The 25518-nt window shown below is 55.6% G+C and carries 21 protein-coding genes and 1 tRNA gene; 16 read left to right on the forward strand and 6 right to left on the reverse strand.

Translation table 11 applies throughout. The features are described from left to right. The first annotated feature begins 15 nt into the window (after positions 1–15). From JK231_RS11375 to JK231_RS11390, 4 genes are all read left to right on the forward strand, one after another. The gene (locus JK231_RS11375; RefSeq protein WP_097118115.1) at positions 16–1005 is read left to right on the forward strand and encodes an ABC transporter substrate-binding protein; all 990 of its coding nucleotides are present in this window, start codon (positions 16–18) and stop codon (positions 1003–1005) included. 2 nt (positions 1006–1007) lie between these two features. Then, entirely contained in the window at positions 1008–2750 is a 1743-nt protein-coding gene (locus JK231_RS11380; protein WP_211728568.1) for an iron ABC transporter permease, read from the forward strand. Continuing rightward, complete coding sequence (locus JK231_RS11385; RefSeq protein ID WP_211728569.1) at positions 2738–3856, forward strand: MBL fold metallo-hydrolase; 1119 nt, start codon at positions 2738–2740, stop codon at positions 3854–3856. Before JK231_RS11380 ends, JK231_RS11385 begins: the two co-directional genes overlap by 13 nt. A gap of 166 nt (positions 3857–4022) precedes the next feature. Continuing rightward, complete coding sequence (locus JK231_RS11390) at positions 4023–6866, forward strand: bifunctional diguanylate cyclase/phosphodiesterase (protein WP_211728570.1); 2844 nt, start codon at positions 4023–4025, stop codon at positions 6864–6866. Positions 6867–7036: 170 nt separating this feature from the next. Here the strand turns inward: JK231_RS11390 and ftnA are convergent, their stop codons facing one another. Next, positions 7037–7546, reverse strand: coding sequence for a non-heme ferritin (gene ftnA / locus JK231_RS11395; RefSeq protein ID WP_097118111.1), 510 nt, complete (start codon positions 7544–7546; stop codon positions 7037–7039). 238 nt (positions 7547–7784) lie between these two features. On the opposite strand from ftnA, the gene JK231_RS11400 reads away from it, so the two are divergent. The 11 genes from JK231_RS11400 to mrdA all read left to right on the forward strand — a co-directional run bounded on the left by JK231_RS11400 (position 7785) and on the right by mrdA (position 20627). Continuing rightward, complete coding sequence (locus JK231_RS11400) at positions 7785–8888, forward strand: M20 peptidase aminoacylase family protein (RefSeq protein WP_058959204.1); 1104 nt, start codon at positions 7785–7787, stop codon at positions 8886–8888. A 344-nt stretch (positions 8889–9232) separates the two neighbouring features. Continuing rightward, positions 9233–10822: a peptide chain release factor 3 gene (gene prfC / locus JK231_RS11405; RefSeq protein ID WP_058959205.1), complete on the forward strand. Its 1590-nt coding sequence runs from the start codon at positions 9233–9235 to the stop codon at positions 10820–10822. Between the two features lie 257 nt (positions 10823–11079). Next, positions 11080–11667: a molecular chaperone OsmY gene (osmY, locus tag JK231_RS11410; protein ID WP_058959206.1), complete on the forward strand. Its 588-nt coding sequence runs from the start codon at positions 11080–11082 to the stop codon at positions 11665–11667. 94 nt (positions 11668–11761) lie between these two features. Beyond that, positions 11762–11923 carry a DUF1328 domain-containing protein gene (locus JK231_RS11415; RefSeq protein ID WP_007893192.1) on the forward strand — a complete coding sequence of 54 codons (162 nt, stop codon included), beginning with the start codon at positions 11762–11764 and terminating at the stop codon, positions 11921–11923. A 178-nt stretch (positions 11924–12101) separates the two neighbouring features. Continuing rightward, positions 12102–13154, forward strand: a complete 1053-nt coding sequence (locus JK231_RS11420; RefSeq protein WP_211728571.1) for a patatin family protein — start codon at positions 12102–12104, stop codon at positions 13152–13154. After that, complete coding sequence (locus JK231_RS11425; protein ID WP_160833663.1) at positions 13151–13927, forward strand: TatD family hydrolase; 777 nt, start codon at positions 13151–13153, stop codon at positions 13925–13927. Before JK231_RS11420 ends, JK231_RS11425 begins: the two co-directional genes overlap by 4 nt. Before the next feature lie 292 nt (positions 13928–14219). After that, a complete protein-coding gene (gene deoC / locus JK231_RS11430) occupies positions 14220–14999 on the forward strand; it encodes a deoxyribose-phosphate aldolase (RefSeq protein WP_211728572.1) in 780 nt (259 codons plus the stop codon). 79 nt (positions 15000–15078) lie between these two features. Next, positions 15079–16401 carry a thymidine phosphorylase gene (gene deoA, locus JK231_RS11435; protein WP_211728573.1) on the forward strand — a complete coding sequence of 441 codons (1323 nt, stop codon included), beginning with the start codon at positions 15079–15081 and terminating at the stop codon, positions 16399–16401. A 91-nt stretch (positions 16402–16492) separates the two neighbouring features. Then, positions 16493–17716: a phosphopentomutase gene (deoB, locus tag JK231_RS11440; RefSeq protein WP_034828490.1), complete on the forward strand. Its 1224-nt coding sequence runs from the start codon at positions 16493–16495 to the stop codon at positions 17714–17716. Positions 17717–17749: 33 nt separating this feature from the next. Further along, a complete protein-coding gene (gene deoD, locus JK231_RS11445; protein ID WP_034828492.1) occupies positions 17750–18463 on the forward strand; it encodes a purine-nucleoside phosphorylase in 714 nt (237 codons plus the stop codon). A gap of 286 nt (positions 18464–18749) precedes the next feature. Further along, on the forward strand, positions 18750–20627 hold the full coding sequence (gene mrdA, locus JK231_RS11450) for a penicillin-binding protein 2 (protein ID WP_211728574.1): 1878 nt from the start codon (positions 18750–18752) through the stop codon (positions 20625–20627). Positions 20628–20728: 101 nt separating this feature from the next. On the opposite strand, the gene JK231_RS11455 is transcribed toward mrdA, so the two are convergent. The 5 genes from JK231_RS11455 to JK231_RS11475 all read right to left on the reverse strand — a co-directional run bounded on the left by JK231_RS11455 (position 20729) and on the right by JK231_RS11475 (position 25040). After that, positions 20729–21439, reverse strand: a complete 711-nt coding sequence (locus JK231_RS11455; protein WP_080748190.1) for a GGDEF domain-containing protein — start codon at positions 21437–21439, stop codon at positions 20729–20731. Then, the gene (locus tag JK231_RS11460) at positions 21436–21822 is read right to left on the reverse strand and encodes a DUF1987 domain-containing protein (RefSeq protein WP_160833659.1); all 387 of its coding nucleotides are present in this window, start codon (positions 21820–21822) and stop codon (positions 21436–21438) included. The genes JK231_RS11455 and JK231_RS11460 overlap by 4 nt, the downstream gene beginning before the upstream one ends. Before the next feature lie 7 nt (positions 21823–21829). After that, positions 21830–22381: a SiaB family protein kinase gene (locus JK231_RS11465; RefSeq protein WP_097118104.1), complete on the reverse strand. Its 552-nt coding sequence runs from the start codon at positions 22379–22381 to the stop codon at positions 21830–21832. A 10-nt stretch (positions 22382–22391) separates the two neighbouring features. Next, complete coding sequence (locus JK231_RS11470) at positions 22392–23615, reverse strand: SpoIIE family protein phosphatase (RefSeq protein ID WP_034828500.1); 1224 nt, start codon at positions 23613–23615, stop codon at positions 22392–22394. 102 nt (positions 23616–23717) lie between these two features. Next, the gene (locus JK231_RS11475; RefSeq protein WP_211728575.1) at positions 23718–25040 is read right to left on the reverse strand and encodes a PAS domain-containing methyl-accepting chemotaxis protein; all 1323 of its coding nucleotides are present in this window, start codon (positions 25038–25040) and stop codon (positions 23718–23720) included. A gap of 194 nt (positions 25041–25234) precedes the next feature. On the opposite strand from JK231_RS11475, the gene JK231_RS11480 reads away from it, so the two are divergent. Continuing rightward, positions 25235–25310, forward strand: a tRNA-Phe gene (locus JK231_RS11480). Positions 25311–25518 lie beyond the last annotated feature (208 nt).

Raw genomic sequence — 25518 nt, forward strand, 5'->3', positions numbered from 1 at the left:
CTTAGGGAAATTGCTATGCGCACGTCTTTTAACGCTTTGATGTTAGCCAGTGGATTAGTGTTTGCCGCCACCAGCCACGCCGATGATGCCCCGTCCGGCAAGCTGGTGATTTACACCTCACAGGCACCGGAAATCGCGCAGCAAACCGTGGACGCGTTCAAAGCCGCGTACCCGAAAGTCGAAGTGGAGTGGACGCGTAACGGCACCACACAGCTGATGAACGTATTGCAGACCGAGATGATGAGCGGTGGCGCTAAGCCAGATGTGCTGCTGATTGCCGATGCCATCAACCTTGGCGCGTTGAAGAATCAGAACCAGCTCTACAGCTACAAAGATGCGCCACTGAGCCACATCAATCCGTCGTTCTACGACAAAGACAAAAGCTTCTTTGGCACCAAAATCATCGCCACGGTGATTGCTTATAACACCCAGCACGCACAGCCGATTGACAGCTGGAACGCGCTAGCGGTAGAGGCCAATAAAGGTCAGATCGCCATGCCAAGCCCGCTCTACTCTGGTGCGGCGCTGTACAAGCTGCACACCGATATCAACACGCCAACCATCGGATGGAACTTCTACAAGAAGCTGGCAGCGATTGGTGTGGCTCCGCAGGGCGGCAATGGCCCGGCGCTGAAAGCGGTGGCCAGCGGACTGGATAAGTACGGCATCATCACTGATGCTGACGTGATTCTGGCGAAGAAAAAAGGCTCGCCAGTCGATCTGGTGTACCCGAAAGAGGGCGTCTCTTACGTGACGGAGCCGGTAGCGATCATGAAGTCGGTGCACAACCTGCCCGCCGCTAAAGCCTTCGTAAACTTTATGCTGTCTGAGCAAGGCCAGAAGCTGGTGGTCGAGCAGGGTAACCGTCCGGTGGACGATCGTGTTTCTGCACCGGCCGGCTTTACGCCCATTAATAAAATCAAACTGCTGACCCCTGACGTGGCGAAAGCCATCAAGGAAGATGCCACGGTGCGCGATCAGTTCACCGCAATGTTTGGCGGCTAAGCATGAGCGTGGTGAGCAACGAATGGCGTAACGCGACGCGTGGCGGCCAACGCTGGCGTCTCAACAGCGAAAAGCTGATCCTGGCGCTGATGGTGCTGCTGATTGGTTTGCTGTCTGTCGCGCCGCTGCTGCGACTGGTGTGGACGGCGATTGCTCCTCAGGGCGTGCCGGACATGGCTCGGTTAACGCGCTTGGTAGCCAGCGACCGCGTGCTGATTGCCAGTGGCAATACGTTGCTCATCGCCTTTAGCTCGACCCTGATTTCGGTGCTGCTCGGCGCCGCCGCCGCCTGGCTGGTGGCGCTGAGCGATTTGCGCGCCAAAACCGCCTGGGTGTTTGCCTTTATCCTGCCGCTGATGATTCCGCCGCAGGTCACGGCGCTGGCGTGGCTGCAGGCGCTGGCACCGTCCAGCCCGTTAGCGCTGCTGTTTGGTTCGCTCGGCTTGCCGTGGTTTGCGCCCGGCGAACAGCCGCTCTATTCGCTGAGCGGCATCGTGCTGCTGCTCGGTACACACAACGCGCCACTGGTGTTTCTCACCGTGCGCGCGGGTTTACGTCGCTTACCGGCCGATTTAGTCGAAGCGGCACAGATTAGCGGCGCGTCCAGGATGCGCGTGCTGTTCACCATCATTCTGCCGCTGGCGCGTCCGGCGATCTTTGCCGGGGCCGCGCTGACCTTTGTCGCCGCTGCCGGTAACTTCGGTATTCAGGCGATGCTGGGTATTCCCGCCCGCGTGCCGACACTGATCACGCTGGTCTATCAGCAGCTCAACGGCATTGGTCCGAGCGCCTTACCCAATACCGCCGTTTACGCGCTGCTGATTGCCGTGATCACGCTGGCGGGTATGGCGGCCAGCGCCTGGCTCGGTGGGCGTCATGATGTGCGCGTCAACGGTGCGCCGCGCCTGTGGCAGCAAACGCTAGGGCGCGGGCGCATGGCGATTGAAGGTACCGCCTGGCTGTGGATGGTGCTGACGCTGCTGCTGCCGGTCAGTGCGCTGCTGATCACTGCACTCACCAGCGGATATGGTCAGGCACTCACCTGGCAAACGCTGACCCTGGAGAACTTCCGCAGCGCGCTATGGGGCTACCCAGCGGTGCGCCACGCCTTTATGACCAGCCTCGGGCTAACCACGCTGGCGGCGATGATTTTGACGTCCACCGCGCTGTTCCTGGCGTATTTCCTCAGCTGGCGACGGACCAAACTGTTGCGCGGCCTGTGGCTGGCCAGTGAACTCACCTATGCCTTGCCGGGCATTGTTACCGGTGTCGCCGCGATGCTGTTCTTCCTGCGGCCGCTGCCGATAATCAATGTGTCGCTGTATGGCACGGTGTGGATCATCCTCGCCGCGTATCTGGCGAACTTCCTTGCGCTGGTGCTGCGCCCGACCCTGGCAGGCTTCGCGCAACTGGAACCAGCGCTGGATGAGGCGGCACGCTTGTGCGGTGCCAGCTTTATGCGCCGCATGCGCGATATTTTACTGCCGCTGGCTGCGCCTTCTGCGCTGGCGGGCACGGTGCTGGTGTTCCTCACCGCACTGAATGAAATCCAGGTTTCGGTATTGCTGGTCACCTCGCAAACCCAAACCATCGGACCCACCATCGTGTTCCTCGACGAAGGGGGCTCCGCCTCGCTGGCGGCCGCGGTAGGCTGCCTGATGATTCTGGTCGTGTGTTTGCTGATGGGATTGGCAACGCGGCTGGCGCGGCGCCTGCCGCAAGGGGTTTTACCATGGCAAGCTTAACGGTTATCAGCGGTGTGGGCGGCAAGCTGCCCGCGGCCTTTTTGGTTGAGATGGAAGGCTATCGCCTGCTGTGGGATCTCGGCGCCGGTCCGCAACCCGGCGTGCGCCCGGATATCCGCGCCATTGGCCGGGTTGATGCGTTGTGTTTGACCCACTCGCACACTGATCACGCCGCCTCGCTCGACTGCTGGGCGCAAATCGGCTCACCGCCGGTGTACGCCACCGAGCAAACCTGGTTGCAGTTGGCTAACGTCGCGGTGCCGATGTATGCGCGACGTTTGTTACCGCTACGCGGGCAAACGGCCATTGGCCCGTTAAATCTGTTTACCGGCCGCAGCGGCCATTCACCGGGTTCGGTATGGTTCCATCTGCCGATTGCCGGTGGCATCACCTATATGGGCGACTGGAGCCGCGAAGCGCTGCTGTTGCCGTTTGACTGCCCGCCGCAGGCTAAGCTGTTGATCACTGATGCGTCCTACGGCGATCGCACGCAGCGTTTGTGCGATCAGATGGATGCACTGGGGATGGCCGCCACCCACGGCGCGGTGATTGCCGTGCCGGAACACGGACGCGGTCCGGAAGTGGCTTTACAGCTCACCGCACGGGGGCTGGCGGTTCAGCTCTGCCCGCAAATTCGCAGTGAGGTCGCGCAACTGCTGGCGATGGACAAACTGCCCGCCACCACGGCGCTGGGATTGGTGCGCTTGTTGAAACAGCCGCAGCCGGAACAATGGCGGCCTGCAGATGTCATTGTGGCGGCCGATGCGGTGGCCGACAGCGGCTTAGCCGCGCAGCTCAGTGCTCAACCAGGCTTTAAGCTGATTTTCAGCAGTCACGTTGCGCCCGGCACACGCGCTGCGCGGCTGCTGGCCGAGCAGCAGGCACGCTGGCTGCCGTGGAACGTCCATCCGCCGCTTGACGATCAGCTATGGTTAATTGAGAAAACCGCTGCCCAGCGCGTGATCCCGGCCTTTATTGCGGCGGCAGAGTGCCCGATTTTAGCGACACGCGCGCCATTATGCTGGCAAGCGCATCTCCCCCTGCAATGCCATCTGGATAGTCCGCGTTTTCCCCAGGAGCAGCGTCAACGTAGCAGAATATATTGAGTATCCCTCTGAATGTTTTTTCGCCATTGCCGATAACCTGACTACCAACTTTTGTCTGTGGACGATTAACGCTTGTCAGCGCTGCGCTTTTGCGTTTAAGTCTCCACGGTAATTAGGATTTTTCTTAAGAAGCAATTAATACCAGGCCAGCAATAGGCGAACAACAATGAATAATAACTCTGACGTCATGTACCGGCTGCTGGTGCAGAGCGTGGTGGATTATGCCATTTACATGCTCAAACCCGATGGCACCGTCGCCAACTGGAATGCAGGAGCGCAACGCGCCAAAGGTTATACGCCGGACGAAATCGTCGGCAAAAACTTTGCGCTGTTCTATAGCGAAGAAGATCGTAAAAATGGTGCACCACAGCGCGGGCTTTCAATAGCGACAGCGGTGGGGCGCTTCGAAACCGAAGGCTGGCGTTATCGTAAAGATGGCAGCGCCTTCTGGGCACATGTGGTGATAGATGCGATTCGCGACGACTTCGGCGAACTGCTGGGCTTTGCCAAAATCACCCGCGACTGCACGGTTCAGCAAGAACAGCAGCGCAAGCAGCAGGAACAGGAGCAACGTTTCCGTTTATTAGTTGAAGGCGTAACGGACTACGCCATCTACATGCTTGATCTCGACGGTAACGTCGAAAACTGGAATGCCGGCGCGCAGCGTGCCAAAGGTTACGTGGCCGAAGAGATTGTTGGTCAGAACTTCTCACGCTTCTACAGTGCGCAGGACCGCAAAAATCATATCCCTGAGAAAAACCTCAGCACCGCTTTCAAAACCGGGCGCTTTGAGGATGAAGGCTGGCGCTATCGCAAAGATGGCAGCGCGTTCTGGGCACATGTGATCATTGATGCGATTCGTGATGATGCGGGCAAGCTGATTGGCTACGCCAAAATCACCCGTGACTGCACCGAGCAGCGCGAACTGCAACGCAAACAGCAGGAATACGAGAAAACCTTCCGACTGCTGGTGGAAGGTGTGACTGATTACGCTATCTACATGCTGGATCTGCAGGGCCGTGTAGTGAACTGGAACGCCGGGGCACAGCGTGCCAAAGGCTATCTTTCCGATGAGATTGTCGGCCAGCATTTTTCAGTGTTTTACGGTTCTCAGGAGCGCATAGCCAACACGCCGGAAGCCAACCTGGGTATCGCGCTGAAAACCGGTCGCTTCGAAGATGAAGGCTGGCGCTATCGTAAAGATGGCTCGGCGTTCTGGGCGCATGTGGTGATCGATGCTATCCACAATGAAGATGGCAAGATGATCGGCTTCGCCAAAATCACGCGTGATGTCACCGAGCGTCGTGAGAATGAACAGCAACTGTTGCGCGCGCGGGATCTGGCGCAGGCGCAGAGCGCTAAGATGTCTGAGCTGTCGGGTTTCCTCGATACCATTATCAGCAATATCCCTTCGTGCGTGATTGTGGAAGACGCCATCAGCCGCGAAATTTTGATGGTTAATGACAAAGCCGAGCAGCTGTTTGGCGTCAGTAAATCTTTGATTATGCACAAGCGTCCGCACGAGTGTATGTCGGCGGAGCTGAGCGACTATTTCAACAGCCTGGCGGATATCGCGCTGCGCAGCGAAGGCATCCATTCACGCGAGCAGCTACTGCTGACCGCAGGCGGTGATCGTATTCTGCAAACCCGCGCCACCACCATCAGTGGCAAAGATATGCGTCAGAACTACGTGATGCTGATTGTTGAGGACGTTACCGATCAGCGTGAAGCCGATGCGCGTATTCACCATATGGCGCACCACGATAACCTTACCAGCCTGCCAAACCGTATTCTGTTCCGGCAGAAGCTGAGTGAAGCGCTGCGTCAGGATAATCATCACCATGCGTTGAGCGCCACGCTGTGCCTCGATCTTGATAACTTCAAGAACGTTAACGATGCGCTGGGCCATCAGATTGGAGACGATCTGCTGCGCGTGGTGGCAAAACGCTTGCGCAGTGTGCTGCGCGATCACGACACGCTGGCACGTATTGGCGGCGATGAGTTTGCTATCGTGCTGCCGAATATCAATAACGCGCAGGAAGCGGCGGTGGTGGCTCAACGCCTTATCGAAGCGATCCGTCCGCCGATCAACGTTGAAGGGCACAATCTTTCCGTTGGGCTGAGCGTGGGCATTGCGTTGACGTCACAGGTCACCAACACGCCGGAGCACATGCTGCGCTGTGCGGATATGGCGTTGTACGAAGCCAAACGCAACGGACGTAACCGCTATGAACACTTCACCATGGAAATGGATGATGTGGCGCGCAGTCGCCGCGTGATTGAAAACGATCTGCGTGAGGCCATCACCGGGCGTCAGCTGAAACTCTACTATCAGCCGATCACCAATGAGGACGAAATCATTGGTTATGAAGCGCTGATGCGCTGGCACCATCCGGTTAAGGGCTTGATCATGCCGAATGATTTTATCCCGATTGCCGAAGAGACCGGGCTTATCCATATGCTGGGCGCTTATGCGCTGTATGAAGCCTGCCGCGAGGCACAGAGTTGGGGCACCGAGCAGTCGGTGTCGGTTAACCTGTCGCCGCTGCAGTTTAAGAACAGCTCGCTGGTGTCGGTGGTGGAAGGCGCGTTGCGCGAATCCGGGCTGGCTCCGCACCGCCTCGAGGTGGAGATCACGGAATCGGTGCTGCTGGATGACACGCTGGGTAACATCCGCACCCTGCAAAGCCTGAAAGCGATTGGTGTGCAGATTGCACTGGATGATTTCGGTACCGGCTATTCATCGCTGAGCTATCTGCGATCCTTCCCGTTCGACAAGATCAAAATCGACAAGTCGTTTATCAACGATATGGGAGACAGCCGCGAAGCGCTGGCGATTATCCGGGCGATCACCGGCATGAGCCGCAGTCTGGATATTCAGATCACCGCCGAAGGGGTGGAGAGCAGCGAGCAATTCGCCAAGCTGCGTGAAGAGGGTTGTACCCTGTTCCAGGGCTATTTCTTTGGCCGCCCGCAGCCTTCAGAACTGCGTCTGAGAGAGCTGGAGTAAGCGGTCGCCATGTATGGCGATGCGACAACGCAGGGGGGCATTGATGCGCCCCTGGTTGAGTCTATGTTCCTGATCGTTTGTACGCTCGTCGCCATCTAAGCGTACGATTTCAGCATAAAAAAACGCCCGGCATTGCCGGGCGTGGTGTTTTCAGCTGTGTGTCGTCTTTATTATGACTGGCCGTGGCCTTCGACGTTCATGCGCCCCAGGTCTTTGTCCACCAGGAACAGGCCTTCGCCTTTGTTGCCCACCAGCGCCAGTTTATCCAGTACGGTTTTGAACAGCTTCTCTTCTTCGTGCTGCTCAGCCACATACCACTGCAGGAAGTTGAAGGTGGAGTAGTCCTGAGACATCAACGCGGTGTGTACCAGGTCGTTGATGCGCTGCGTGATCAGCTGCTCATGCTTCAGCGCTTCTTCCAGCACGTCATTCAGTGAGTTCCAGCTAACGGCAGGGGCGGCAATGCTGCCCAGCACCGGCAGAGAACCGGCATCGCTAACGTAATCGAACAGGCGCTGCATGTGTTCCATCTCTTCGCGAGAATGCATCTTCAGGAAAGCGGCAGCACCTTCAAAACCTTTGTCGCTGCACCATGCGCTCATCTGCAGATACAGGTTGGCAGAGAAGAATTCGAGGTTCAGTTGATCGTTCAGGCGAGAGGTCATTTCAGCAGTTAACATGGCTGAGTCCTTTTTAATTTGTCAGGTGAAGTACGGTGAATTATGCATCAATCTATACTTTTTTGTGAAGGCTTTTTCAGCAGAAAGTTGAAATTATCTTATTGATTGTAAATGGAATTATTTCATTTATTGAATGCGAAGAGTTCTCAGGTTTGACTCATTTTCATTCACCCTGGATTGATTATAGCCGTACATCGGCGGATGCTGTGATGAGCCTTTACTTGTCAGGAGCTTAGCGGTGTCGAACGTATTAGATCATTACCATTACCTGCATGAAATCCCGGAACTGGGATTCGAAGAATTCAAAACTTCCGCCTATATCGCCGACCAACTTGAGCAGGCTGGCATCAGCGTGACGCGCGGCATTAATCACACCACCGGCATCGTGGCGGAAATTGACAGCGGCGTGCCGGGTCCGGTACTGGCGCTACGTGCAGATATGGATGCACTCGGCCACATCATTAACGGCGTCGCCTGTGCACGCCATACCTGCGGCCACGATGGGCACTCTTCGGTGGTGCTGACGGCGGCACAGGAGTTGCTGAAAGAGGGTGCGATCAAGCGCGGCAAGCTTAAGCTGCTGTTCCAGCCTGCGGAAGAACTCGGTGCGGGTGCGTTATCGATGATTGAGGGCGGTGCGCTGGAGGATGTTGAGATGATCCTCGGTTTCCATGTGCGTCCACTGGAAGAGTGCCATGTCGGACAAGCCACGCCAGCCGTGCTTTATTCGGCGTGCAGTACGCTGGAAGCGACAATTAAAGGTGTGCCTGCTCATGCCGCGCGCCCACATTTGGGCGTGAATGCTTTAGATGCTGCGGTACAAGCGGTGCAGGCGGTAAACAGCATCCACCTGGCACCGGGGCTAACCTGGAGCGTGAAAGCTACTCGTTTCCTGTGTGATGCCGGCGTCACCAACTCGGTGCCGGATGAGGCGCGCGTGGTGTGGGATCTGCGTTCGCAGGAGAACACACCGATGGAGGTGCTGAAACAGAAAGTGACGCAGGCGATTCAGCACAGCGTGGCTGCATTGGGTGCGAGCGCTGAAGTGGTGGTACTGAAAGAGATGCCCGCCGCAGAAATCCACGAGGAAGCCACGGCAGTGATCCGGGCAGCGATCGTCGATGTACTGGGGGAAGAAGGGCTGCTCGACACCAAATCCACGCCAGGCAGTGAAGACTTCTTCTACTACCCGGTGAAAAGACCGCAGGTGAAAGCCGGTTTCTGGGGGCTGGGTACCAATCTGGTGCCGGGCCTGCATCATCCTGATATGCGTTTTGAACTGAGTTCGCTGGAGATCGGGGTGAAGATCTTTAAGGCGGCAGTGGTGCGCGTATTGGGTTAGTCGTGTGTCGTTTCCCACACCCCAGCCTCTCCCGCAAATGGGCGAGGCTGTAACCCTGAATGAAAGCCTCGCTCGAGCAGTCTCTTCCTCTCGCTTGCAGGAAAGCGGCAGGGCGAGGGTGTACACAGGTTCCATCCCGCGATTTCCCCGCCTGCTGAAATATTGTATGCTATGCCGCCTTAATGCTGACTGGATAACCGGACTGCCGCCAATGTAGATCGCGCACATCTTGCTGTGAACTGACGCCACTGCGTCACCATTGGTTCCGTTATCCCCCGGCTTTGCCCGGAACGATTTATTCGCAGCGCGCCGCCCGCGCGTTGCCCTTGAAGAAGAATTCACACATGTCTATTGCTTCCTTTTTAGATGAAGTGGCGCGCCGCCGTACGTTTGCGATCATCTCGCACCCGGATGCCGGTAAAACCACCATTACCGAAAAAGTGCTGCTGTTCGGGCAGGCGATCCAAACCGCCGGTACCGTCAAAGGCCGCGGCTCCAGCCAGCATGCTAAATCTGACTGGATGGAGATGGAGAAACAACGTGGTATCTCCATCACCACCTCGGTGATGCAATTCCCGTATCGCGACAGTCTGGTTAACCTGCTGGATACCCCAGGGCACGAAGACTTCTCTGAAGATACCTACCGTACGCTGACGGCGGTTGACTGCTGTTTGATGGTGATCGATGCCGCGAAAGGTGTTGAAGATCGTACCCGTAAGCTGATGGAAGTGACCCGTCTGCGCGATACGCCGATCATCACCTTTATGAACAAACTTGACCGTGACATCCGCGATCCGATGGAACTGCTGGATGAAGTTGAGAGCGAGCTGAAGATTGCCTGCGCGCCAATCACCTGGCCGATTGGCTGCGGTAAGCTGTTCAAGGGCGTGTATCACCTCTACAAAGATGAAACTTACCTGTATCAAACCGGTAAGGGCCATACCATTCAGGATGTGCGCATTGTCAAAGGTCTGGCGAACCCGGATCTCGACGCGGCGGTGGGTGAAGACCTGGCACAGCAACTGCGTGATGAGCTGGAACTGGTACAGGGCGCGTCCCACGAGTTCGATCAGGAGCTGTTCCTGAGCGGTGAAATTACCCCGGTGTTCTTCGGCACCGCACTGGGTAACTTCGGCGTCGATCATATGCTCGATGGCTTAGTGGCCTGGGCACCGACGCCGATGCCACGTAAAACCGATGCGCGTCTGGTGGAATCCAGCGAGGAGAAATTCAGCGGCTTCGTGTTTAAGATCCAGGCGAATATGGATCCGAAACACCGTGACCGTGTTGCCTTCATGCGTGTGGTTTCTGGCAAGTACGAGAAAGGCATGAAGCTGCGCCAGGTGCGTACTGGCAAAGACGTGGTGATTTCGGATGCGTTGACCTTCATGGCCGGCGACCGTTCGCACGTAGAAGAAGCTTTCCCTGGCGATATCATCGGCTTGCACAACCACGGCACCATTCAGATCGGCGACACCTTTACCCAGGGTGAAAACATGAAGTTCACCGGTATTCCGAACTTCGCGCCGGAACTGTTCCGTCGTATCCGTCTGCGCGATCCGCTGAAGCAGAAACAGCTGCTGAAAGGTCTGGTTCAGCTGTCGGAAGAGGGCGCGGTGCAGGTGTTCCGTCCGGTCCACAACAACGATCTGATTGTGGGTGCGGTTGGTGTGCTGCAGTTCGAAGTGGTCGTGGCGCGTCTGAAAAGCGAATACAACGTCGAAGCGATATATGAAGCCATCAACGTCTCAACCGCCCGTTGGGTGGAGTGCAGCGATGCGAAGAAATTCGACGATTTCCAACGCAAAAACGAAGTGAACCTGGCGCTGGATGGCGGTGATAACCTCACTTACATCGCCCCAACTATGGTAAACCTCAACATCACGCAGGAACGCTATCCTGACGTGAAGTTCCGCAAAACGCGCGAGCATTAATCCCGCCTCACAACAGGGCCAGTGATTTTACTGGCCCTGTTTTTATCCTACAGACTCCTCCTAATTGCGCTGCGTTTATCGCTTTTTGGCGAGATATCAACCACAAAAGCCAGCAAAACCTGTAATCCCTACTATGATTATCCTGTCGGACGAGAAAAGAGACCTCTGGTTTCATTACGTCTATTAATGCAGCAACGCCGTTTGTTGCTGGCGCATTCGCAGTTGCGAGTGAGTTAACTGATAGAAGGATGATATCGATGAATAAGACTAAGATTGCTAAAACCCTGATTGCCGCTCTGGCTACCACTGCTCTGTTGGGCGGCGCAGCCTACGCTGCGGACACCAGCAGCACGGGTTCTAAAATCGATAGTTCTATGAAAAAAGTCGATGGTTTTATGGATGACAGCGGCATCACTGCTAAAGCCAAAGCGGCGCTGGTGGATGATGAAGCGATTAAAAGTACGGATATCTCAGTAAAAACGCATCAGGGCGTGGTCACGCTGAGCGGCTTTGTCGCTTCGCAGGATCAGGCGGAAAAAGCCGTGGCGCTGGTGCAAAAAGTTGAGGGTGTGAAATCCGTCAGTGACAAACTGCACGTTAAAGACAGCAAAGAGACCACACTGAAAGGTTATGCGGGGGATACCGCAACCACCAGTGAAATCAAAGCTAAGCTTTTAGCAGATGACATTGTGCCATCGCGCAACGTGAAGGTGGAAACCACCGATGGCGTGGTGCAGTTATCAGGAGAAGTGGCGAACCAGGCACAGTCCGATCGTGCTGAGAAAATCGCCAAAGCCATTGAAGGCGTCAAAAGCGTGAAGAATGACCTGAAGGTGAAATCTTAACGCGAGCGAAGCGGCACTGTTTCGGTGCCGTTTGTAATAAAAACAATGTTGTATGAATAAGCAGTTCGATTTTCACTACGGTAAGGAGAGGCTTATGTTTCGTTGGGGTATTATCTTTCTCGTCATCGCTCTGATTGCTGCAGCGTTAGGTTTCGGCGGTCTGGCGGGTACGGCAGCATGGGCAGCTAAAATTGTCTTCATTGTCGGTATTATTCTGTTCCTCGTAAGCCTGTTTACCGGGCGTAAACGACCCTGACCGATTGCGTTAACACAACGCTAACCCGCGAGTCACTAAAGCGGAGACCAGTCATTTGCGGCATAATAGTTAGCCGCACCGATTGCACGATGCAATAGGTCAGGGAATGACAATGACTGGTTCTCCGGGATGCTGCCGTCAGCGGCTCCCTCAGAGCAGGAAAACTGAGGGACATCCATTGGGAATACGCATCCCGGTGTCACTGGACACCTTTGAGCCACTGGCGCTCACCCCATTTAAATCCAAAAAAATTGCACTGGTCTGCGAAGGCGGCGGTCAACGCGGCATCTTCACCGCAGGCGTGCTGGATGAGTTTCAACGTGCCGGTTTTAATCCCTTTCAATTGATGCTGGGCACCTCCGCAGGGGCACAAAACCTGTCGGCGTTCGTCTGTGCCCAGCCGGGCTATGCTCGTCGTGTCATCACGCGTTACACCACCAGCAAACTGTTTTTTGATCCGTTGCGCTTTGTGCGCGGTGGCCATCTTATCGATCTCGACTGGCTGATCGACATCACCAAACAAGAATTTCCCTTGTCGCTGAGCACCGCCGAAGGGCTGTTTGCCAAAGGCAGCGAGTTCTATATGTGCGCCTGTCGCGGTGACGATTATCGTGCCGAATATTTCAATCCTACCAGCCTGAACTGGCATGACGTGATCAAAGCCTCCAGCGCCATTCCGGGGTTCTATCGCAGCGGTGTGCTGATGGACGGCGTGAACTATCTTGATGGCGGTATCAGCGATGCGATTCCGGTGCGTGAAGCCGCACGACGCGGTGCCGATACCATTGTGGTGATCCGCACCGTGCCGTCACAAATGTCCTATACGCCAAAGTGGTTCAAACGCATGGAGCGCTGGCTGGGTGATAGCGCGCTGCAGCCGATGATTAACATCATGCATCATCATGAAGAGAGCTATCGTGAGATTCAGCAGTTCATCGATCAGCCGCCAGACGATCTGCGCATCATTGAAATTTACCCGCCGAAACCGCTGGCGAGTATGGCGCTCGGCAGCCGTTTGGCTTCACTGAATCAGGATTACCATTTAGGACGCCGCAGCGGCCGCTATTTCCTCGCGACGCTAGGTCAATGGCTGAGCGATGCCGAACCGTTCCTGCGCCAGACTACCGTGACACCACCGGCCGCCGTGGCGAATGCGCCAGACAATCGTGCTGTGCACACGCCGCCGCTGGCGGATAACGATGCAGACTTTGATGCAGGATCGCTGGCATGAGATTTATCGACACCCACTGCCATTTCGATTTCCCGCCTTTTGTCGATGACGCCGCAGGCAGCATCGCCCGTGCGGCGCAGTCGGGTGTGGAACGCATTATTGTGCCGAGCGTCGATGCCAGCCGCTTTGCACTGGTCAGCCAGTTGGCGCAACAGCACGTGGCGCTGTATGCCGCATTAGGGCTGCATCCGATCAATATTGCCGAGCATCAGGATGCGCATCTGGATCAGCTGGAACAGTGGTTGAAAACGCCTGATAGTAAACGCGTGGCGATCGGCGAGATCGGCCTCGATCTCTATATGCAGGACGCGCAATTTGATAAGCAGACGCGATTACTGGATGCACAGCTCAAACTGGCGAAACAGTATGATTTGCCGGTGATCCTGCATTCGCGTCGCACCCACGATCAGCTGGCGCTGCATTTGCGTCGCCATGATTTACCGCGCCGTGGCGTGGTACACGGTTTTGCTGGCAGCCAGCAGCAGGCGGAACGTTTTATCCAGCTTGGCTATGCGATCGGCGTGGGCGGCACCATCACCTATGAACGCGCCAGTAAAACCCGCAACACTATTGCTAATCTGCCGCTCACCTCACTGTTACTGGAAACCGATGCGCCTGATATGCCGTTGCAGGGTTATCAGGGGCAGCCCAACCGTCCTGAGCGCGCGCGCAACGTGTTTGATGTGCTGTGTCAGTTGCGCAGTGAATCGCCCGATATCATTGCTGATACGCTGTGGCAGAACAGCCTGCGCGTGTTTGCCCTGCCTGCCTGACCTCCTCCCGACACAATCTGGATTTCCCGCGGTTTTGGCGGGTATTGGCTACAGTAATAAAATCGGCATTACCCTTTTCTGCTCTTTTTTGTGATAATATTCACAACCTGTATTGCGCCTGAAAACGGGTGTGCTGGCGGTTATTTGTGACTTTAATCACTAAATAATTGTATTCATATGACGAATTTTCTTTTTTCATGTGACATGAAGCGCAATTCATTCAGGTGTGGTTTGTTAGAATTATCACATTATCCGGTGGGCGTCGTCTGCCGGTCACCTTTTGGAGAGCATCATGACCGATCTTAAAGCGGCCGCACAACGCGCCCTGCAACTGATGGATTTGACCACCCTGAACGACGATGACACCGATGGGAAGGTGATCGCGCTGTGTCATCAGGCGAAGTCGCCAGCCGGTAACACTGCGGCCATTTGCATCTATCCACGTTTCATCCCTGCGGCACGTAAAGCACTGCGCGAGCAGGGCACGCCTGATATTCGCATCGCCACGGTCACCAACTTCCCGCACGGCAACGATGACGTTGAGATCGCGCTGGCAGAAACCCGTGCGGCGATTGCATACGGTGCAGACGAAGTGGATGTGGTCTTCCCGTATCGCGCGCTGATTGCCGGTAATCGCGACATCGGTTTTACGCTGGTGAAAGCCTGTAAAGAAGCCTGCGCCGCTGCCAACGTGCTGCTGAAAGTGATCATCGAAACCGGTGAACTGAAAGAAGAAGCGCTGATTCGCGCCGCTTCTGAAATCGCTATCGATGCCGGTGCGGATTTCATCAAAACCTCAACCGGTAAAGTGCCGGTTAACGCCACGCCAGAAGTGGCGGCGATCATGATGCAGGTGATTCACGATAAAGGCGTGCAGCAGCAGGTGGGCTTCAAGCCTGCGGGCGGCGTGCGCACGGCGGAAGATGCCGCGATCTATCTGAAGCTGGCGGATGACATTCTGGGCGAAGGCTGGGCGGATGCGCGCCACTTCCGCTTTGGTGCTTCAAGCCTGCTGGCGAGCCTGCTGAATACGCTGGGCCACGCGACAGCGACCAGCAAAGCGGGCTACTGATCCCAGCCTCAGGGTCGCCATCAATGGCGACCCAAATAATGTTTGGTGCATTTCACAGCAATCTCCCGGGGAGGCAACCTTGTTCCTGCCACAAGAAATTATTCGAAAAAAACGCGACGGCCAGCCACTGAGCGAAGCGGAGATCCGTTTCTTTATCAATGGCGTGCGCGACAACAGCGTATCAGAAGGTCAGATTGCCGCGCTGGCAATGACCATCTACTTCCACGATATGAATCTTGAAGAGCGCGTGGCGCTGACCATGGCGATGCGCGATTCCGGCTCGGTGCTCAACTGGAAGTCGTTGAACCTCAACGGCCCGATTGTTGATAAGCACTCCACCGGCGGCGTGGGCGATGTGACTTCGCTGATGCTCGGCCCGATGGTGGCAGCGTGTGGCGGTTATGTCCCGATGATCTCCGGGCGCGGCCTCGGCCACACCGGCGGCACGCTGGATAAGCTGGAAGCGATCCCCGGTTTCGATATCTTCCCGAGCGACGATCGTTTCCGCCAGATCATCAAGGATGTCGGTATCGCGATTATCGGCCAGACCAACTCACTGGCCCCCGCCGATAAACGTTTCTACGCCACGCGTGATATCACCGCTACCGTTGATTCGATCCCGCTGATCACCGCATCGATCCTTGCCAAAAAACTGGCGGAAGGATTGGATGCGCTGGTGATGGATGTGAAAGTCGGTTCCGGTGCTTTTATGCCGACCTTCGAGGCTTCCGAAAACCTGGCGCAGGCGATTGTTGGCGTGGCGAACGGCGCGGGCTGCAAAACCACTGCGCTGCTCACTGACATGAATCAGGTGCTGGCATCCACCGCCGGTAATGCGCTGGAAGTCCGCGAAGCAGTGCAGTTCCTCACCGGCGAGGCGCGCAACCCGCGCTTGCTGGAAGTGACGATGGCGCTGTGCTCGGAAATGCTGATCTCCGGCAAGCTGGCCGACAACGACGCAGAAGCACGACAGAAATTGCAGAACGTGCTGGATAACGGTAAAGCGGCGGAAGTGTTCGCGCGCATGGTGGCGGCGCAGAATGGTCCGGTGGATTTCATCGAGCGGATGGACAGCTATCTGCCTGCCCCGACCCTGAGCAAAGCGGTGTATGCCGATCGCGCCGGGATTGTCAGCGCCATGGATACCCGTGCGCTTGGCATGGCAGTGGTGTCGTTGGGTGGGGGGCGTCAGCGTGCCAGCGACAGCATTGATTACAGCGTGGGCTTAAGTGACATGACCACGCTCGGCACGCAGGTTGATGCACAGTGCCCGCTGGCGGTGATTCATGCCGCGTCGGAAGCGCAGTGGCAGCAGGCTGCGGAAGCGGTCAAAGCAGCTATCACGTTGAGTGATAGCGCGCCTGCGGAAACGCCGGTGGTCTATCGCCGCGTCAGCGAGTAACGCTTCTTTGTGCCAGGCAGCGGCCATTCGGGTATACTGATCTGATCGCTTTTTTTTGACTTGTCATCGCGCCATTGCGCAGGAGACTTGCATGAAACGTGCTTTTATTATGGTTCTCGACTCCTTCGGGATCGGCTCCAGCAAAGACGCCGATAAATTCGGTGATGAAGGATCGGATACGCTCGGCCATATCGCCGAAGCGTGCTTCGAAGGCCGCGCCAATGAAGGTCGCGAAGGCCCGCTGCATCTGCCCAACCTGACCGCGCTCGGTCTGGGTAAAGCCGCTGAACTCTCTACCGGCCGCTTCCCGCCAGGCCTCGACGCCAATGCTGAAATCATTGGTGCCTACGCTTACGCCAGCGAACTGTCATCCGGTAAAGATACGCCGTCAGGCCACTGGGAAATCGCCGGCGTGCCGGTACTGTTTGACTGGGGCTACTTCAGCGATAAAGAGAACAGCTTCCCGCAGGAGCTGCTCGACGTGCTGGTAAAACGCGCCGATTTGCCGGGTTATCTTGGTAACTGCCATTCGTCCGGTACGGTGATCCTCGACCAACTGGGCGAAGAGCACATGAAGTCCGGCAAGCCGATTTTCTACACCTCGGCGGACTCGGTATTCCAGATTGCCTGTCACGAAGAGACCTTTGGTCTGGATCGTCTGTACGAACTGTGCGAAATCGCGCGTGAAGAGCTGACCAACGGTGGCTACAACATCGGCCGTGTGATCGCGCGTCCGTTTGTCGGCGACAAAGCGGGCAACTTTGAGCGTACCGGCAACCGTCACGATCTCGCCGTGGAACCTCCTGCGCCAACCATGCTGAAAAAGCTGGTGGACGAGAAGGGCGGCGAAGTGATCTCCGTGGGTAAAATTGCGGATATCTACGCCGAGCAGGGCATCACTCAGAAAGTGAAAGCCACCGGGCTGGATGCACTGTTTAACGCCACCATCGAGCAGATGAAAAAGGCGCCGGACAATTCCATTGTCTTCACCAACTTCGTTGATTTTGACTCCACCTGGGGCCATCGTCGCGATATCGCCGGATATGCGGGGGGTTTAGAGTTCTTCGACCGTCGTTTGCCGGAGCTGATGGCGCTGGTGAAAGAGGGTGATATTCTGATCCTTACCGCCGACCACGGTTGTGACCCAAGCTGGAAGGGCACCGAGCACACGCGCGAGCACATCCCGATTTTGATTTACGGTCCAAAAGTGAAGCCAGGATCGCTGGGTTATCGCGATACCTTTGCGGATATCGGCCAGACCATTGCGAAGTATTTTGGCCTGTCCAGCATGGACTACGGCAAAAGCCTGCTGTAAAACAGCCCACCAATTTTAAAAAGGAAAATAACCATGGCAACGCCTCATATTAATGCAGAAATGGGTGACTTCGCGGACGTGGTGCTGATGCCGGGCGATCCGCTGCGCGCTAAGCACATCGCAGAAACCTTCCTGGAAGATGCGGTTGAAGTGAACAACGTGCGCGGCATGCTGGGTTACACCGGGACGTACAAAGGCCGTAAGATTTCGGTCATGGGCCACGGTATGGGTATACCATCCTGCTCGATCTACACCAAAGAGCTGATCACCGATTTCGGCGTGAAGAAAATCATCCGTGTCGGTTCCTGCGGCGCGGTGCGTGCCGATGTGAAACTGCGTGACGTGGTGATTGGTCTGGGTGCTTGCACCGATTCCAAAGTGAACCGTATGCGTTTCAAGGATCACGATTTTGCGGCGATTGCTGACTTCGACATGGTGCGTAACGCGGTTGATGCGGCCAAAGCGCTGGGCGTTGATGCACGCGTCGGTAACATCTTCTCTGCTGACCTGTTCTACACGCCAGATCCGCAGATGTTCGATGTGATGGAGAAATACGGCATTCTGGGCGTGGAAATGGAAGCGGCCGGTATTTACGGTGTGGCGGCGGAGTTCGGTGCTAAAGCGCTGACCATCTGCACCGTGTCGGATCACATCCGCACGCACGAGCAGACCACGGCGGCTGAGCGCCAGACCACCTTCAACGATATGATCAAGATCGCGCTGGAGTCGGTGCTGCTGGGGGATTAATCCCGTCTGTTTTGTTCGGTGCGCTTCAACGCGCACCTGACGAAACCCAACAGCGCACAGGGTCGTCATGGGTGGCGACCTTGTTCTTCTTCGCGCGAAATGAACCCTGCCATTTATCACCACCTCGTTACTCACCGCTCGGCATCATCGATACCACTCAGGGCGACCTGAACCTCTCCTCGTAAACATCTGACACACTTTTACCCAGGCTTGTGCATCTTCGTGCTGGCTCTAAAGCCATCTCTGCTTATCATTAGCGTGATAACAAAGAGACTAAGCCCCCCTGATGAATTTCCGTAATTTCGAAGCTGAAGAAAAACTGTTTGTCCGCCGTGCGCTTGTCGCTTTTGCTCTGGTCGTCATCTGTTTCATTATCCTTGGCGTTAACCTGTATCGTCTGCAGGTGGATCAGCACAGCTATTACCAGACGCGGTCCAACGAAAACGACATCAAAATGATCCCCATCGCGCCGACGCGAGGGTTGATCTACGATCGCAACGGTATTCCGCTGGTGCGTAACGTCACCTGGTACGACATCCTCGTGACGCCTTACAAAATCGACAATATGCAGGAAACGCTGAAGCAGCTGACGCCCATTGTCGACCTGACGCCGGAAGAAATTGAAACCTTCGAGCACGAACTCAAACAGAACAGCCGCTATAAGCCGGTCGAGCTAAAAGCAGAACTCACCGATGAGCAGGTGGCGCGCTTCTCCGTCAATCAGTTCCGTTTCACCGGCGTGGCCATCGACACCTATGAGGACCGCGAGTATCCCTATGGCGCCGATTTAGCCCATGTGGTGGGCTATGTTTCCAAGATCAACGATAACGATTTCAAACGCCTGAATGCCGAAGGCGTCGGCGAAAACTATGCTGCTGACCACAACATCGGTAAGCAGGGCATTGAAGGCTATTACGAGTCAATTTTGCACGGCAAAACCGGTTATCAGGAAGTGGAAGTGGATAACCATGGTCGCATCGTGCGCGTGCTGAAAGAAGTGCCGCCGGTTGCCGGCCAGAACGTCTATCTGACGCTGGATTTACATCTGCAGCAGTACGTTGAGAGCCAGCTCGCCGGCCAGCGTGCGGCGGCGCTGATTGAAGATCCGCGCGATGGCAGCGTGCTGGCGATGGTATCTGCGCCGAGCTATGACCCGAATCCGTTTGTAAAAGGTATCAGCTACAAAGCCTACAAAACGTTGCTGCAGGACAAAAATCTGCCGCTGATCAACCGTGTCACGCAAGGCCTGTATCCACCGGCCTCGACAGTTAAACCCTATATGGCGATGTCCGCGCTGCTGACCAAGGTGATCACCCCAAGCTTTACTATTTATGGCGCGCCGACCTGGACCCTGCCAGGCACCGATCGTAAATATCGTGACTGGAAAAAGTCGGGGCATGGCACGCTGGATGTCACCAAGGCGATTGAGGAGTCGGCGGACAGCTTCTTCTATCAGGTGGCGTTTATGATGGGCATCGATCGTATTCACACCATGCTGAGCCAGTTTGGCTACGGCAAACCCACCGGCATCGATCTTAATGAAGAGTATTCAGGATTGCTGCCTAGTCGTGAGTGGAAGCAGAAAGTGCATAAACACGCATGGTATCAGGGCGATACGGTGTCGGTGGGAATTGGGCAGGGTTACTGGATTGCGACGCCGATTCAGATGGTGAAAGCGCTGGTGGCACTGCTCAATAATGGCCGGGTGATTAATCCGCACCTGCTGGAAAAATCGCAGCGTGGTAAGGAACAACAGCTTTATCAACCTAAATTGCCGCAACCGCAAATTGGCGATCCAAAATCACCGTATTGGTCGCTGGTGCGTCACGCGATGTTCGGTATGGCCAATGCACCGAACGGCACCGGTTATAAGTATTTCCACACCGCGCCTTACGGCATTGCGGCGAAGTCGGGGACGTCTCAGGTGTTCAGTCTGAAGCAGAACCAGGTCTACAACGCGAAAATGATCCCGACGCGCCTGCGTGACCACATCTTCTATACCGCGTTCGCACCGTTTAATGATCCGAAAGTCGCAGTGGCGTTGATTCTGGAAAACGGGGGAAGTGAAGGGGTGACGGCAGCACCGTTGATGCGCAATATTCTCGATCACATCTTCCTGCCGCCACCGTCTGAGCCGCCGGTAGAAACGGCGCAGAAAAATTAATTTGCGCGAGATCGCACCCAACGTCGCGGTGCGATTTATCGCGCGATCCTGAGCGGTAATGCTGATCTCTGCGCTATAAATGCTGTCGCGACAAGGCTCTTCTAGCGGAAGAAAACCCGGTTGCGACCGTGGTTTTTCGCATCATATAGCGCGGCATCAGCATTGTTATACAGGGTTTCGAAATCAGAACCCGGTTTGCCGTAGCTCACGCCGAGGCTGGCCGTCACTAACTGACCCGGCAGCACCGCCAGTGGCGAGGCGTTCAGCGAGGCGTGAATCGCGCCCGCGACAATCACCGCGTCCGATAAACGGTAGTGTGGCAGCAGCACGGTAAACTCTTCACCGCCAATACGGCCAATGCTGGCATCTTCCGGACAGTGCGTCTGAATACGCGACACCAGGCCGCAAATCACCTTATCGCCCATCGGATGTCCGAACTCATCGTTGATCTTCTTGAAGTGGTCGATATCGAGAATGATCAGCGCCGCCGGGCCATTGCTCAACGTATTCGTAATACGCTGAATGATGGCACCGCGGTTCCAGACAGCAGTGAGTGGGTCGTGGCTGGCTTTGTATTCCAGCTCCTGAGCCAGTTGATGCAGCTGCTCATTGACGCGGTTCAGCTCGCGTTCAGCACGGTCACTGCGCGAGATCATGCGATAGGTCTCGCGCATCAGGCGCTGATAGTGGCGATTAACGTTCAGCAACGCATTACGATAATCATCTGCACTGAGCGAGGTCTGAGCCGCAACATCCTGAGCGCGCGTTAGCACCTCGCTCTCTTCGCGAAACAGCTCATTCAGGTCCATCATGAGGCCATTTCCGCTCGCAGATTCACCTGCAGATCGGTAAAGTCCAGCGCCAGTTCCTGGCCGAACTCTTCAGACACATCATCTTCTTCATCAAAGAACCAGTTGAGTTCAACCTTCTGGCCTTTCTGCGCCAGCTGATTGAACAGATCAAACAGGCTGAACAGCATTTTGGTGCTGGAGCTGTTGAAATAGCGCAGGGCGATACTGGCTTCGATCTGGCCGCTTTGTGCGGGCTGCCAGCTTTCCAGCGCATCCAGCAACGGACGGTAGAAGGCGGCGGCGTTTTCCGGCCAGGATTCTCCGCGCAGGGAAAACTGACCGCTTTCGAAGTCAAAATTGACCTCGGGCGTGCTTTCTGTGGCAGCAATAACAAGGTTTTGCATAAACAATTCAATCCTGGTGAATGGTGGCTTTGAGCCAAAACGTGGCGTAACCACTGGACTCCAGCGGACGCAGTTCATACTCCAGCGGTTCACTGACATCACGGGCAAGTGTCAGTAATCCTATGTTGGCCCCTTTGCTTGTGGCAGGGCTCTCAGCTCGCAGACCTACGCGGTATGCTTGTTTGATCTCTTCATTGCTCATGGTACGCAGCAAATCCAGCCAGTAACGCAGCTGCTCACAGGCGACTTCATCAACCTGATTGCTGCTTTCCAGCACGTAGGTGTCGCCATCTACGCGCAGCGTAACGGTGCCGAAGCGAAAATCCTGCTCGGCGTGGTTCATGACGCGGCTATCCTGCGAATAACGCAGGATATTCTGTACGATTTCAACAAAGCTGGAGAACAAGCGGCGGCGCACTTTCACCGGCGCCTGCTGATTCTCCAGAAAGACCTTAATCACCTCGCCCATGGCGGTGATGTTCTGCGGCGAGAAGAAGCCAGTATAGTGCAGTGCAACGCTTTCTGGCGGTACGCGGCTAAGGGTTGAACCTGAGTTCATAAGGTGCTCATTAATAACGGAAGCCAAACCAGGTGACGTCATCGCGTCGCGGCTGGTTGCCTTGCCAGTTGAGAAATTCCCGCTCAAAGGTCGCTGACAACTCGTCCATCGGCAGGGTTTGATATTGTGTTACCAGCGTCTGAATGCGCTTTTTGCCAAACATAATATGGCGTTCACCGCCGGGCTGATCGGTCACGCCATCGGTCATCACCAACAACATATCGCCGGGATGCAGCGTGCGTTGATGTTCCGGCCAGATGTAATCCTGCGGCGTATCGGTGTAACCCACACCGACGCGATCGGCCTTGAGCGATTCCGCTTCGCCAGCGGCCGGATGTAACAGCGCATGCATGCGTGCGCTGGCCCAGCTGAGTTGATGTTGGTGAGTATCAAGGCGTAGCGCGATAGCATCACAGCCGTCATTGGAGAGCGACGTTTGCTGCGTGGCATTGAGCTGCCCAAGGGTTTGTTTAATATGACGATTCAGTGATTGCAGCAGATCGGACGGTGCCCGACGGTTTTTCTGCAGCGCGTTTTCCAGCGCGGATTGCAGGATCACCGTCATAAAGGCACCCGGAATGCCATGGCCGGTGCAGTCGGCAATCAATGCCAGCCAGCCGTGTTCATCCTGATGGAATGCATAATAGTCGCCGCCCACGCCATCGCGCGGCTGCCAGTGCAGGCACCAGTCATTGAGCTGCTGGGCCATTTGCTGTTTTGAGCGATCAAGCATCGCGTCCTGAATCACGCGCGCATAATCGATACTCTGCAAAATTTGTTGGTGCTGCTGCGCCTGCAAATCGGAGACGGTGCGGATCAAATCGATCCCCAAGCCGATGCCGATATAGCGGCCCTGTTCGGTCAAAATAAATCCGTCGGTGACCGATTTATCCCCGGTTGCCACCACCTGATGCGCCACCTGATCCAACTCGGTATCGGCATCAATCACCAGCGGCTCTTTGTCCATAAAAGCGATGCAGCTTTTGCGGTCATAGAGTTCGCGGAAGAACGGGCGCGTCATCTGTGACAGGAAGATATGGCGGTTGATCATGCCAAACGGCGTGCCGTTCTCGATCACTGGCAAACCGATCAAATCTTTGTGTTCAGTAAACAGAGCCATGACCGCTGTGTTGTCCATGGCTGGACTGACAAACGGCACCTCAATGCACAGCGAACGCGCACGGGAACGGCTCGACAGGGAGTTTAATCCTGCGCGTAAATCAGGCAGCTGCATAAGAATTATTCTGGCATTGATTAGGATTTATCCTAGATTACTGCACTGCCATGACAGTTTTATGTCACAGCAGTGCAATAGAAGAAGAGAAAGCAGGAAAAATTACTCTTCTTTCAAGGCCTCAGCCACATGACTGATGGCGCGCACCAATTCGCTGGAGCTGCCGCGAATCTCAGAGATCACGCCACCCGCTTCTTTGGCTAACACGACGCCATGATCGGCACGTTTCAGGTTCGATTCGATGCCTTTTAACGCTTTTTCGGCGAGAGTGTGGTTATGTTGCACCATATTCTCGATCTCGGTGGTGGCGCGGTTGATGTTTGCCGCCAGCGTGCGCACCTCGTTAGCCACCACAGCAAAGCTGCGACCGTGCTGGCCAGCACGTGCGGCTTCCACTGCTGCATTGAGTGCCAGCAGATTGGTCTGATCGGCGATGCGGCGAATGCTCTCGACAATCGCACCAATGCGGTCTGAGGATTCGCTGAGGTTACTGATATCGCCGGAAATACCGTGCAGTTCGCCCGCCAGCTCATTGATGGTTTGCACACTGTTTTCAATTACCGTGGCACCGAGGCGCGTGCTTTCGCTGGTTTGCAGCGCCGTTTGATACGCCTGTTGTGCCGCCTCGCGCTCCAGATGGTTCTTCTCCACCTGTGCAGTCACATCGGTGGCGAATTTCACCACTTTGTACAGTTCGCCGGCTTCGTTAAACACCGGGTTATAGGTGGCACGTAGCCACACGGTGCGACCCAGCTTGTTCACGCGCTCAAACTGACCGGAGATAAATTCACCCTGATTCAGCTTGTGCCAGAAGCGGCGATACTCGTCACTGTTGCGCATCTGCGGCGGGCAGAACTGACTGTGATGGACGCCAATCACCTCATCGCTGCGATAACCCATGGTTTTGAGGAAATTGTCATTGGTCATCAGCACTTCGCCTTTGAGGTTAAAAGCGATGACCGCCATCGAACGTTCAATGGCGGTGGTCATGGCGCGCTGCTCTTGCGCATCAATAATCCGTGCGGTGATGTCGCTCGCCAGCTTAACGATTTTAATCACCCGGCCGCTGCGATCCTGCACCGGCACATAGTTAGCCTCCAGCCAGATGGGACGGCTGTGCTTGGCAACGCGCAGGAATTTATCGCTGAAGCCTTCGCCCCGGTTCAGGCGGCGCCAGAAATCGCGATACTGCGGGGATTGGACTAAATCAGCCGTACAGAACATGCTGTGATGCTGGCCGGCAATCTCCTTCAGCGTGTATCCCATGCGCTCCAGAAACAGTTCATTGGCGGCGAGAATGTGGCCTTCCGGCGTAAACTCAACCATTGCAATCGCCTCCTGCAACGAGCTGAGCGTGGCGCTGCTGCGAGCGCGCTTCTGCCACGCCAGGCGTGACATTATTCCCGATGTAATAGTGCTAAACATGGTGGACCTTATAATTGGAATTTGTCGTCACATCGGTTATCGGCGGGTGCGGTTAAAAATTCACCACTAAAGTTGGTAGTTGCAGAAATTTTTTACCGGATGGTCTGAAGGTTGCTGTAAAAGCCAGCAGTCAGCGGATTTTTGCTGAAAAGCGTTTGACGGTGCGGCCTGAGTAGGGTTTAATGCGCCCCGTTGCCCGGATAGCTCAGTCGGTAGAGCAGGGGATTGAAAATCCCCGTGTCCGTGGTTCGATTCCGCGTCCGGGCACCAACATTCTGAAAACCCAGCCTTTATGGCTGGGTTTTTGCTATTGTGGGGTGGTGAAATCGTTAGCTCCACTTCACATCATGCTCGTGCTCTAAAAAACTGATAGCCACGTCATCAGCATTGTTTAAGGTAAGACTTCCCTGTATCACCACTCTTTATCCTGTATTCATATAAAAATGACCAAGTTCTAATCGACGTGATAACCCTATGA

The organism is Pantoea sp. JGM49 (genome assembly GCF_018257655.1).
GTDB lineage: Bacteria > Pseudomonadota > Gammaproteobacteria > Enterobacterales > Enterobacteriaceae > Pantoea > Pantoea communis.